General features: G+C 73.2%; 8 protein-coding genes. 3 read left to right on the plus strand and 5 right to left on the minus strand.

Going from position 1 to position 12,054, the window contains the following annotated elements:
• Positions 1-170 precede the first annotated feature (170 nt).
• Entirely contained in the window at positions 171-1,325 is a 1,155-nt protein-coding gene (locus ABD784_RS06940) for a transglycosylase family protein (RefSeq protein ID WP_344881978.1), read from the minus strand.
• A 415-nt stretch (positions 1,326-1,740) separates the two neighbouring features.
• Between ABD784_RS06940 and ABD784_RS06945 the strand changes: the two genes are divergently transcribed.
• A complete protein-coding gene (locus tag ABD784_RS06945; protein WP_344881981.1) occupies positions 1,741-3,039 on the plus strand; it encodes a peroxiredoxin family protein in 1,299 nt (432 codons plus the stop codon).
• Positions 3,040-3,111: 72 nt separating this feature from the next.
• On the opposite strand, the gene ABD784_RS06950 is transcribed toward ABD784_RS06945, so the two are convergent.
• The 3 genes from ABD784_RS06950 to rsmI all read right to left on the minus strand — a co-directional run bounded on the left by ABD784_RS06950 (position 3,112) and on the right by rsmI (position 6,591).
• Positions 3,112-4,017 carry a TatD family hydrolase gene (locus ABD784_RS06950; protein WP_344881984.1) on the minus strand — a complete coding sequence of 302 codons (906 nt, stop codon included), beginning with the start codon at positions 4,015-4,017 and terminating at the stop codon, positions 3,112-3,114.
• A 179-nt stretch (positions 4,018-4,196) separates the two neighbouring features.
• Positions 4,197-5,678 carry an NAD-dependent succinate-semialdehyde dehydrogenase gene (locus ABD784_RS06955; protein WP_344881987.1) on the minus strand — a complete coding sequence of 494 codons (1,482 nt, stop codon included), beginning with the start codon at positions 5,676-5,678 and terminating at the stop codon, positions 4,197-4,199.
• A gap of 88 nt (positions 5,679-5,766) precedes the next feature.
• The gene (gene rsmI / locus ABD784_RS06960; RefSeq protein WP_344883448.1) at positions 5,767-6,591 is read right to left on the minus strand and encodes a 16S rRNA (cytidine(1402)-2'-O)-methyltransferase; all 825 of its coding nucleotides are present in this window, start codon (positions 6,589-6,591) and stop codon (positions 5,767-5,769) included.
• 289 nt (positions 6,592-6,880) lie between these two features.
• Here rsmI and ABD784_RS06965 point away from each other — a divergent pair, with 289 nt between their 5' ends.
• Complete coding sequence (locus tag ABD784_RS06965) at positions 6,881-8,680, plus strand: dolichyl-phosphate-mannose--protein mannosyltransferase (protein ID WP_344881991.1); 1,800 nt, start codon at positions 6,881-6,883, stop codon at positions 8,678-8,680.
• 112 nt (positions 8,681-8,792) lie between these two features.
• Positions 8,793-10,685: an AMP-dependent synthetase/ligase gene (locus ABD784_RS06970; RefSeq protein WP_344881994.1), complete on the plus strand. Its 1,893-nt coding sequence runs from the start codon at positions 8,793-8,795 to the stop codon at positions 10,683-10,685.
• Positions 10,686-10,813: 128 nt separating this feature from the next.
• On the opposite strand, the gene ABD784_RS06975 is transcribed toward ABD784_RS06970, so the two are convergent.
• Positions 10,814-12,043: a DUF1461 domain-containing protein gene (locus ABD784_RS06975; protein ID WP_344881997.1), complete on the minus strand. Its 1,230-nt coding sequence runs from the start codon at positions 12,041-12,043 to the stop codon at positions 10,814-10,816.
• Positions 12,044-12,054: the final 11 nt, after the last annotated feature.

Here is a 12,054-nt window from a genome sequence, read left to right on the forward strand (position 1 = left end):
CCGCATCGGCGGGACCGCACCGGACCGGCCCGGATCGTCCCGGGCCGGGCCGTCGGGGTGTGCGTCCGCGGGGCCGAGACGCGGCCGCGCCCGCCCCTCCGCCTCGGAGGCGGTGGGACGGGCGCGGTGCGGGCAGCGCTACGCGGTGGGACCAGTGCGCTGCGCGGGGATCAGCGCAGGCCGAGCTGGGCGGAGCAGTGCGGCCAGTGGCCCCAGCCGCCGTTGGCGCGGAGACGCTCGGCGGTCGCGATCTGCTCGGACGGCGAGGCCTGGTGCGGCAGCGGCGCGTACTGGGTGCCGCCGGCCGCGGCCCAGCTCGAGGCGCTGAACTGCAGGCCGCCGTAGTAGCCGTTGCCGGTGTTGATGGACCAGTTGCCGCCGGACTCGCACTGGGCGAGGGCGGCCCAGGCGCCCGAGGACGGGCCGGACGCGGTCGTGCCGCCGGAGGAGGACGACGAGGAGGAGGACTTCGGTTCCGGCTTGGGCTCCTCGCGCTTGGTGCCGACCTTGATGACCTCGGTGACGGGCTCCTCGGTGATCTCGGTGCCCACGACCTCGGTGCTCTCGACCTCGCCGTTGTGCAGGGTGACCTGGCTGGTGATCTCGCGGACGCCGTCGACGCCCTTCGTCTCGACGTCGGTGTCACCGCGGTCCATCGAGTCGTCCTCGACCTTCTCGGTCTCGTGCGGGATCGCCTCGGTGGCCGTGCGGGTCTCGGTGGTGACGCGGACGACCGTGATGCCCATGCCGTCCTCGAGGGCCGTGGCCGTGTCGGCCGGCTCGACGATGTCGGCCTCGCCGACCTCGATCTCGGCGTCGGCGAGCGCGTCGGCGACGGTGAGGCCGGTGGTCTGGAGCTCCTGCTCCTCGCCGCCGACGTTCAGCGTGACGCTCTTGGGGGTCTGGACCTCGATGGGGGTGCTGAGCGCGGCCAGCTCCATGCCGGCGCCGAGGGAGATCTCCGCCTCCCCGTTGACGCCGAGCTGCTTCATGATGTCGGCCACCGTGAGCCCGGTGGTGCCGACGGTGCGGGTCTCGCCGTCGATGACGACCTCGACCGTCTTGTGGCGATTGACGGTCACGGTGCTGCCGTCGTCGATCGCCGCGTCCAGAGCCGGTGCGACCTCGTCCTTGGCGGCGAGCTCGATCTCCGAGGCCTGGAGTGCGTCGGCGACGGTGCCGCCGAAGGTGGTGACGCTCTGGGTCTCGCCGTCGACCGTGACGTCGATGGTCTTGGAGGCGCCCACGTAGGCGACGACGCCGAGGATCAGTGCAGTGAGGACGACGGCCTGGGCCGCGACCTTGGCCCATCGGTTCCGGAACATGTTCTTCAAGGGTTTCCCAACTTCGGTTCTGCCCGGCTGCGGGGAAACAGCGCGGCAGGGGTTTCCCGCACGAGTCTCACGTGCGGACCTGCCGGCCTGGCCGACGTCTCCATCAATCGCGTGTCACAGCCGGCCCGCACGCGGTCCTCCCGGAGGCGTGCCGCGCCCCGGCCGGAGGGGCCGGGGCGCGTCGCCTCTCGCGGAGCCGACCGCGCTTGGACACACGAACGGAGCGTCCAAGCAGGTTGCTATGTGGTTGTGACGCGCGAGCGCTGAACACCCGAGACCTTCCCCGATCCCGGCTATTTGACCTTAACCGTAACCTTTCCGTTACCAAGTCACAATCGATGCAACGTTCAAGCGCGCCGAATCTTGAGGTTGAACGCGACCGGCGCCCCGGTGGGAGAATGGCCGCATGACGCCATTCGCGCTAGTCACCCCGCCCCTCGTCCTCGCCGTCGTCCTCGTCGTCGCCGGCGTGGCGAAAGTCATGACGAAATCTCGCCGGGAGGCTGCAACGGAGCTGTTATCGGCGCCCGGCATACCCGCGGTGGTCAACGCGCGATGGGTCCGCCGCCTGCATCCGTGGGTGGAGATCGTGCTCGGGCTGGCCCTCCTGGCACCGTGGCCCGGCAACCTGGCCGCGGCCGTGCTGGCGCTGCTCCTGTGCGGGTTCTACACCTGGCTCGTGGCGCAGCTGCTCCGTGCCGACGAACCGCAGGAATGCGCCTGCTTCGGTGCGCTCTCGCGGGGGCCGGTGGGCCGCCGGGACCTGGCGCGCAACGTCGGCCTGGTGCTGCTGGGAGCGCTCGCGGTCCTCTGGGCAGCGCTCGGACGGTCCGTCCCGGCCGATCTGGCCGCCCTCGGCGCCTCCGACTGGTGGTGGTTCGCCGCGGTGCTCCTCGCCGTCGTGGTGCCGTTGGCGTGGCGGCTCGCGGCGCCGCGCGGACAGGTCTCGCGGCCGGTAGCCGCCGCGACCGGAACGGCCGGCACGACCGCCGCCGGAACCGCTGCCGCCGGGGGTGCCGCCGCCGGGGACGCCGCGGATGCCTCCGCCGGGAAGCCGTCCGACGAGACCGAGGGCGGGAAGGCAACAGCGGAGCCGGACCGAGGAACGCCACGGGACGAGGAACCGACGACCGACCGAGAATCGGCGCGGGACGAGGCGCCGACGATGGACGCGGCGCCGGCGACACCGGAACGCGTGCGCTGGCTGCTGTCGGAGCAGCCGGCCCCGTCCTCGATGGAGGAGGCCCAGCCCGAGGACCTCACCGGCGTCGTGCTCCCGGACGTCATGGTCCGGCCGATCGAGGGCGACGAGCTCGTCGGTCTGCGCCGGATCGCGCCGAACCGGGCCGTGCTGCTCATCCTGGTCCGCCCCGCCTGCAATGCCTGCAATCAGGTGCTGGCGCAGCTCGAGGACTGGCGGGAGGCCTGGGGCGAGCGCGTGGATGTCCGGCTGCTGGTCTCCCGCGATCCCGAGCGGTTCCTCGCGGAGCACCCCGATCTCCGCCCGCTGGTCCTGGAGGATCCGAGCCGGGCCATCCAGCGGCTCCTCGGGGTCCGCTACACCCCGTCCTCACTGCTGGTGGCACCGGACGCAACGATCGCGGCCGGCCCGACCACCGGACCGGAGTACATCGCCGGCCTGGCCGACGTCATCACCGGCTCGGTCGCGCCGGCCGAGGACACCGCCACGGAGTCCGGCCGCTAGGCCCCGCGGTCGCGGGGACGCGCCCGCGGGGCCCGCTCTCGCCGCCTCGCTCCCGCTGGACCCCTCCTCCCCTTAGAAGTCCCCGTAGACCCGGCGGGTGTTGTCGGCCAGCGTGGAGCACCACTCGGCGAGGTCCCGGTCCAGGTGCCGGGCCATGAAGCGCACCGTGTAGGGGATCATGTAGGCCGCGTTCGGCTGCCCGCGGTACGGGTGCGGCGTCAGGAAGGGCGCGTCGGTCTCGACCATGACCAGACTCGGGTCCGCCACCAGGAGGGCCTCCTGCAGGCCGATGGAGTTCTTGAACGTCACCGTCCCGGCGAAGGACATGAACCATCCGTGCTCGTTGCAGAGGCGGGCCAGCTCGGCGTCGCCGGAGAAGCAGTGGAACACCACGCGGTCCGGCAGCTGGACCCCGCTGGTCAGGACGTCCACCACGTCCGCGTGGGCGTCGCGGTCGTGGATCTGCAGGGCCTTGCTGCGGCGGGCGGCGATCTCGAGGTGGGCGAGGAACGACTCGCGCTGCGCGGCATGCCCCTCGGGGCCGGTGCGGTAGTAGTCCAGGCCGGTCTCCCCGACCGCCCGCACCCGTTCGCCGGCGGCCAGCTCGTCGATCGCGGCGATCGCGGCGTCGAGCTCCCCGCGGCCGGCGAGCTCTGCGGCGTCGTTCGGGTGGATCGCGACGGCGGCGAGGAGACGACCGTGCGTCTCGGCGGCCTCGACGGCCAAGCGGGAGGATTCGACGTCGCACCCGACCTGCACCGCCCCCGGCACGCCGACGGCCTCGGCCGTGTCCAGGGCGTCCTGCAGGCCGACCGTCACCCAGCCGCCGCGGAAATCCAGGTGGGTGTGGTTGTCGGGAACCGGGACCGGCAGCGGCTCCGGGGCCGGCGGATAGTTCTTGCGCTTGTCCACCGTCTCGCCCTCCGGGGGCGCGTAAGCGGTGGGAACGGACCCGGGAATCACAGCATCATCGGACACACCGTCCATCCTAACGGGCGCCTGCGGGCCGAGCCGCCGGGCCCGGAGCAGGACCGCCCGCCCCGGGAACGATCGGACCGGGAACGGCCGGACCGGAAACGGCCGGGCTGGGCAGAGAAAAGCGGCGAGCGCCCGGACCGGAGTCCGCGCGCCCGCCGCCTCGGTGTAGGCCGGACCGACTACTTGGCGTACGGGTCGGCGATGCCGATGTACTGGACGGTGCTGTACTCGGCGATGCCCTCCGCGCCGCCCTCGCGGCCCAGGCCCGACTGCTTGACGCCGCCGAACGGTGCCGCCGCGTTGGAGATGACGCCGGCGTTGAAGCCGACCATCCCGAACTCGATCTGCTCCGCCACGCGGAACATCCGGGCGTAGTCCTGGGTGAAGAGGTACGAGGCCAGGCCGTACTCGCTGGCGTTGGCGAGCGCGATGGCCTCCTCCTCGGTCTTGAACGTGGTGACCGGGGCGACCGGGCCGAAGATCTCCTCGCCGAGGATCGCCGCGTCGTTCGGGACGTTGCCGAGCACGGTCGGGGCGTAGAAGTACCCGTCGCCGTCGATCGGCTCGCCGCCGCAGACGGCCTCCGCGCCGGCGGAGATCGCCGCCGTGACGAGCTGGTGCACGTCGTCGCGCGCCCCGCCGTCGATCAGCGGGCCGACGGTGGTGGAGTCCTCGGTGCCGCGGCCGGGCTTGAGCCCACGCATGGCCTCGGCGAACTTGCGCGTGAACTCCTCCGCGACCGTGTCCTGGACCAGGAAGCGATTGGCCGCGGTGCAGGCCTCGCCCATGTTGCGCATCTTGGCGGCCATGGCGCCCTCGACCGCCTTGTCGAGGTCGGCGTCCTCGAAGACCAGGAACGGCGCGTTGCCGCCGAGCTCCATCGACGTGCGCAGCACATTGTCCGCGGCGTCCTTGAGCAGCTGGCGGCCGACCGGCGTCGACCCCGTGAAGGAGACCTTGCGCAGGCGGCTGTCCTTCATGATGGGGCCGGAGATCGACGAGGCGCTCTTGCCGGAGACCACGTTGAGCACGCCGGCCGGCAGGCCGGCCTCCAGCAGGACGGCCGCGAACAACTGGCTGGTCAGCGGGGTGAGCTTGGCCGGCTTCAGCACCATGGTGCAGCCGGCGGCGATGGCCGGGCCGACCTTGCGGGTGGCCATGGCCAGCGGGAAGTTCCACGGGGTGATCAGCAGGCAGGGGCCCACCGGCTTGTTCTGCACGAGGATCTTGTTCTTGCCCTCGGGGGTGGTGAGGTAACGCCCGTAGTCGCGGACGGCCTCCTCCGAGAACCAGCGCAGGAACTCATTGCCGTACGCGACCTCGCCCCGGGCCTCCGCGAGCGGCTTGCCCATCTCCAGCGTCATCAGCAGCGCGAAGTCCTCGGCGCGCTCGTTGATGAGGTCGAACGCGCGGCGCAGAATGTCCGAGCGGACCCGCGCCGGGGTGCGCGCCCACTCGGCCTGGGCGGCATCGGCGGCGTCGAGCGCGGCCTTCGCGTCCTCGCTGGTCGCGGACGCGAGCGTGGCGATGACCTTGCCGGTCGCCGGATCGTGCACGTCGAACGTGCCGCCGTCCGACGCGTCGCGCCACTCGCCGTCGATGAGCAGTCCGGTGGGGACCGAAGCCAGCAGGGCAGCCTCGCGCTCGGGGCTAATCGTCATTGGTAACTCCCGAAGGTCGTAAATGAATGCGTGTCATCAATTTACGGTACGGACCCGGCAACCCGAAAACACGTGAACGGTTCCCGGGCTACTTGCCGCGCGCCGCGACCACGGCGGCGTACAGCTCGCGCTTGGAGACGCGGTCCCGCTCGGCGACCGCGGCCACGGCGTCCTTCAGCCGCATCCCCGTGGACATGAGCTGCTCGACGGCGGCGACGTGGTCGACGTCGTCCGTCTCCTCCTCGGCGGTGCTCCCGGCGACGACGACGGCGATCTCGCCGCGGACGCCGTCGGACGCCCACTCCGCGAGCTCGTCCAGGGGCCCGCGGCGGACCTCCTCGTGGAGCTTGGTGAGCTCCCGGGCGACCGCGGCGCGGCGGGCCGGCCCGAAGGCGTCGGCGAGCGCGCGGAGCATCGGCTCGAGCCGGTGGGGCGCCTCGAAGAACACCATGGTGCGGCGCTCGCCCGCCAGGTCGGCCAGACGCGAGGCCCGGTCCCCCGGTTTGCGCGGCAGGAAGCCCTCGAACGTGAAGCGGTCCGTCGGCAGGCCGGAGAGGGCCAGCGCGGTGAGCACGGCGGACGGGCCGGGCGCGGCGGTGACCTCCAGGCCCGCCTCGACGGCGGCCTCGACCAGGCGGAAGCCGGGGTCGGACACGGCGGGCATGCCGGCGTCGGAGACCACCAGCAGGGTGGCGCCGTCCTCGACGAGGCGCAGCAGGTCCGCGATCCGGTGGGACTCGTTGTGCTCGTGGTAGCTGATCAGCCTGCCGGGCACCCGGACGCCGAGCGCGTTGGCGAGGTGCAGGAGCCGGCGGGTGTCCTCCGCGGCGACCACGTCCGCCGTCGTCATGCACTCGACCAGGCGGGGCGATGCGTCGGAGAGGTTGCCGATCGGGGTCGCCGCGAGCACGATCCGGCCCTCTCCGGGGCGGGCACCGGGCGCGACGCCGTGGGCTGGGCCCGCCGGCCCGTCCGGAGTCCTGTCGGCAGGGGGATCGCTGTCGTCGGGAGAGCCGTCGACAGTGCTGCCGGCAGGGGTCACGTCGTCGGTGCTGTCGTCGGAGGGGTTCGTCGGGTCGGCCACCGGGTCAGCCTATCGCGCGGGGCTCCGCCGGCCCCGGAGGTCTCCGGCCCGCCTCGCGCGGCTCCACGCCGGGGACGGGAAGCGCCGAATCGTGGGCGCGCCCCGCTAGGGTGATGGCGTGAGGAGCTGGATCGCACCCCCGGAGGAGAAGGCCACGGCCGAGGCCCTGCAGCGCCGGCTGCTGGGCCGCCCGACGCACGGTCGCGGAACCGCGCACGGACGCGGGACGGGCACGCGACGGCGCCCCTCGGACCGGGTCCGGGCCGGCTCCGCCCGGCTGTCCGGCTGGCTCCTGCACCACGCCGTGTGGCTGCTGCCGGTCCTCATCACCGCCTTGGCCGCCTGGCTGCGGCTGGCGCATCTGGCGCAGCCGCACGACCTCACCTTCGACGAGACCTACTACGTTAAGGACGCCTTCACCCTCCTGCAGTCGGGGTACGAGCGGCAGTGGCCCGAGGAAGGAGCCGACGAGCAGTTCCTCGCCGGGGAGCCGCAGCCGCTCGGGGAGGCGTCCTACGTGGTGCACCCGCCGCTCGGCAAGTGGCTCATCGGCCTCGGGATGCTCGTCTTCGGCACGGACAACGGCCTCGGCTGGCGGTTCGCGGCGGCGGTCGCCGGGACCCTGTCCGTGCCGCTCGTCTACCTCGTCGGCCGGCGCCTCCTGGGCTCGACGGCGCTGGCCGCGTCCGCCGCGCTGCTGACCGCCGTGGACGGCCACCACATCGTCATGTCCCGCACGGCGCTCCTGGACATCTTCCTCATGCTCTTCGTCCTCGCGGCGTTCTACGCGCTGCTGCGGGACCGGGAGGACGGACGGCGGCGGTTGGCCGCCGCACTGGCACGCGCGGACCGCATCGACCGCCGGGACACGCGCCGCCGAGCGCCGGACGACTCCCCGGGAGCGGGCAGCGCATCGACCGCCCGCTCCCGGGGCCGACTGCCGGAGCCGCCGTTCCTGTACGGGCCGTGGCTGCTGTGGCGGCCGTGGCGTCTGGTGGCCGGCCTCCTGCTCGGCGCGGCGGTCGGCGTGAAGTGGTCCGCCCTGGCCTTCGTGGCGGTCTTCGGCCTGATGACCGTGCTCTGGGACGTCGGGGCCCGGCGCGCCGCCGGCATCCGGCACTGGCTGGCCGCCGGGCTGCTCCGCGAGGGGATCCCCGCGTTCCTCACCATCGTCCCGGCCGCCGCCGCGGCATACCTCGCCTCCTGGTCGGGCTGGCTGGCCGCACCCGGCGGGTACGACCGCCAGTGGGCGGCCGAGCATCCCGAGGAGGCGTGGCCGCTGGTCCCGGACGCCGTGCGCTCGCTGATCGAGTACCACCGCAGCGCCTTCGAGTTCCACGGTGGCCTGGACTCGGACCACTCGTGGGAGTCCGGCCCGGAGACGTGGCTGGTGGCCGGCCGGCCGGTCCTGTTCCACTTCGAGACGGTCGATGGCGGCCAGGGGGCCTGCCGCTTCGACAGCTGCACGTACGTCATCACCGATCTGCCCAACCCGGTGCTCTGGTGGACGGCCGCGCTGGCCGTGCTGGTGGTGCTCCTCTACTGGGCGGGGCGCCGTGACTGGCGGGCCGGGGCGATCCTCTCCGGCATCGCCGCCGGGTTCGTCCCCTGGTGGTTCTTCCCGGACCGGACCATGTTCTTCTTCTACACGATCGCCTTCCACCCGTTCCTGATGCTGGCCGTGGCCTACGTGATCGGCCTGATGCTGAACCCGTCCGCGAGCCGGGCGCCGGCCACCGGCGGGGTTTCGGGCGGCCGGCCCGTCGGGCTCGAGCAACGACGCGTCGGCCTCGCCGTCGTCGGCGTCTATCTGGCCCTCGTCCTGGCCGTGTCGGCGTTCTTCCTGCCGGTCTGGACCGGGCAGCCCATGGGCCCCGAGGGATGGCACCTGCGCCTCTGGCTGCCCTCCTGGGGCTGACCCGGGACCGCCCGCCGCGGGGAGGCGCACTCCGGCGCGCACCCTCCCGCGGAGGGGTCATCCGGCGTCGCTAGACTGTCGGCTGGACCACCACCTCACCAGGGAGAGCCCCGTGCGCGAAGCCAGGACCGATCTGCTCATCGAACTACCGAAGTCCTACAACGTCACCCAGCTGCTGCTGGACCGGCTCGCGCGCGGCGACACTCCCCCGATCTACCAGGTCCACGACGCCTCCGGCCGGTGGGCCGACGTCACCACGGCCGAGTACGTCGACGTCGTCCGGCGGCTCGCGAAGGCCCTCATCGGCGTCGGCGTGACCCCTGGCTCGGCGGTCGCGATCATGTCCCGCACCCGCTACGAGTGGGCCCTCGTGGAGCAGGCCATCTGGTTCGCCGGCGGCGTGTCCGTCCCGATCTATGAGACCAGCTCCGCCTACCAGATCGAGTGGATCCTGCGGGACTCGGGCGCCCGGCACGTCTTCGCGGAGAGCGCCGAGCGCGCCGCTACCGTCGCCACCGCCGTCGACGGGCTCGGCGAGCCCGTGCAGACGTTCTGCTTCGACGCCGCGCACTCCGTGGCCGGCGGCAGCGTCGCCGGGAGCGCCACCGGCGGCCGGGCGCCGCTGGGCGTGACCTCGGGCAGCGACGTGGCGCTCCTCCTCGCGGCCGGCGAGCGCTCGACCGTGACGGATGCGCAGGTCGAGGAGGCCCGCCGCTCGGCCGGGTACGACGACGTCGCCACGCTGGTCTACACGTCCGGCACCACGGGGCGGCCCAAGGCGTGCCGGATGACGCACGGCAACTTCGCCGGCGTGGCCGTGAACCTGGTCCCGCACATGCGGCAAGTGGTCCACGAGGGCTCGCGGACCCTGATGTTCCTGCCGCTGGCGCACGTGCTCGCCCGGGCCGTGCAGCAGTGCTGCGTGCACTCCGGCACCACGGTGGCGCACTCGCCGTCGATGGCGACGCTGATGGAGGATCTCGCCTCGTTCCGGCCGACGTTCCTGCTGGCCGTGCCGCGGGTGTTCGAGAAGATCCGCACCGGGGCGCTGGCCAAGGCGGAGGCGGCCGGGAAGGGCTCGCTCTTCCTGCGCGCCGAGCAGGTCGCGATCGCCGTCTCCCGGCACCGTGACGCCGCCGCCCGGGGCGAGGAGTCCCGGCTCCCGGTGCGCACACGCGCCCAGCACCTGCTCTTCGACCGGATCCTCTACCCGAAGCTGCGCGGCGTCCTCGGCGGACGGGCGCGCTTCGCGATCTCCGGCGCGAGCGCCCTGAACGACGAGCTCGGCCACTTCTTCCGCGGCGCGGGCGTGCAGCTGCTGGAGGGCTACGGCCTCACCGAGACCACCGCTCCGGCGACCGTGAACCAGCCGCACTACGTGCGCATGGGAACGGTCGGCTTCCCGATCCCGGGCACCACCGTGCGGATCGCGGACGACGGCGAGGTGCTGCTGCGCGGGGTCGGCGTCTTCGCCGGGTACCGGAACAACGAGGAGGCCTCCGCGGAGGCGTTCACCGCGGACGGGTTCTTCCGCACCGGGGACCTGGGCGAGCTCGACGGCGACGGATTCCTGACCATCACGGGCCGCAAGAAGGATCTGATCGTCACCGCCGGCGGCAAGAACGTCTCCCCCGGACCGCTGGAGGAGCTCATCCGGGCGAGTCGGATCGTCGACCAGGCCGTGGTGGTCGGCGACGGCCGTCCGTTCGTCTCGGCCCTGGTCTCCCTGGACGAGGACGAGCTCGCCGCCTACCTCTCCGGCCGGAGCCTGCCGCCGATGACGGTCCCCGAGGCCGCCGAGCACCCGGAGGTCCTCGGGGAGCTGCAGCGCGCCATCGACGAGGCGAACCGGACCGTCTCCCAGGCGGAGGGCGTCAAGAAGTTCACGGTGGTGGGACACCGGTTCTCGGAGGAGTCCGGACACCTGACGCCGTCGCTCAAGCTCAAGCGGAACGCCGTGGTGGAGACCTGCGCCGCGGACATCGAGGCGCTCTACCGGACGTAGCGCGCCGGAGGGCCGAAGCCCGGGCCGGCGTGCCCGGCCGACCACGGCTCCTGCCCGGGACGTCGCCCGCGGGGACGCCCCGGGCAGGAGCTATCGGTCAGGAGCGGCCTGGTCGGGGAACCGCCCGGTCAGGAGCGGCGGCCGAAGACCAGCGCGCGCGAGCGCTGGCGGCGGCTGGCCGTGGGCCAGGTGGCGATGAGCGTGATCACCACGGCGGCCAGGACGAGCGCCCCGACGGCGATCGCCGAGTCGACCCAGAACTGCTCCGGGTAGAGCCGGATCAGGGCGTCGGAGTAGCGGAACGTCCACGTCCCGTTGGCGAAGAACACGGAGTGGACCGAGGTGAAGAAGGCGCCCCAGTTGACCACGGCGGCCAGCGCGAGGGCCGCGGCGAGGCCCAGTGTCGCCACCGAGCCGGCGAAGAGCGCGCGACGCACCCCGCCCGGATACCTCCGGCCCAGGTACCACAGGCCGACGAGCGTCAGCCCGAGCAGCACGAGTCCCCCGGCGAACGCCGTGCCCAGCACGGCCTTGACGTCCGCCATGTGGGCGACCTCGGAGGCGAGCAGCAGCGGATCGCCGCTGCCGTCGCGCAGGCCGGCCAGGAAGTCGGGCCCGGCGGCGTTGTTCAGGTAGTCGACCCCGTACGAGCCGTAGGTCAGCCGCGTCGCGGTGTCCCAGCCGAACTCGTCGGCGGGGAACCCGGGCCGGTGGTACTCGAGCCAGAGGAACCAGGGGCTGGCCACGGCCTTGAGCGCGCCGACGACCAGCAGGAACGGATAGATGACGGCGAGCACAGCCTGAACGATCCGGGGCATGACCGGCTTGGCGCGCAGGGCCGCCTCACGGGCCTCCCCGCGGCGTCGGCGGCCCTCGGCATCGCTGACCGGCGCCGAGACGGGGGCCGGGGTGGACCGCTGCGCGACCTCCTCCGCGTTGCGCAGGACCCGCGAACGGGGCGCCCCGGAGGGGGCGCTGGTGCGGACGGCGCTGAGCAGGGGGTCATGCGCGTCCTTCGCGGGACCCGGGGCGGGGGACGGCGACGGCGCAGGGCGCGACGCCCGGAGCTGGGCGCGCGTCACGGGGGCCGCCTCCGGACCGGAGGCGGCCGACGGTGACGGGGACGGGGACGGTGACGGGGACGGGGACGGGGACGGTGACGGGCCCGGGGCGCGGTCGGCATCGCTGCCGGAACCACGCGGGGAATCGGCCTGCGACCGGCCCGTGGCCGCCGGGGCGACCTTGGGCGTCGGGTTCGTCGCCGGGGTCGCGTCACCGGCGGGCCTCGGATCCGTCGTGGCGGTGCCGCGGCCTGCAACGGCCTCGGCCCTCGTCGTGGCCGCGTCCTTCTCGCTCATCCAGTTCCTTT

The organism is Zhihengliuella alba (assembly GCF_039538765.1).
GTDB lineage: Bacteria > Actinomycetota > Actinomycetes > Actinomycetales > Micrococcaceae > Zhihengliuella > Zhihengliuella alba.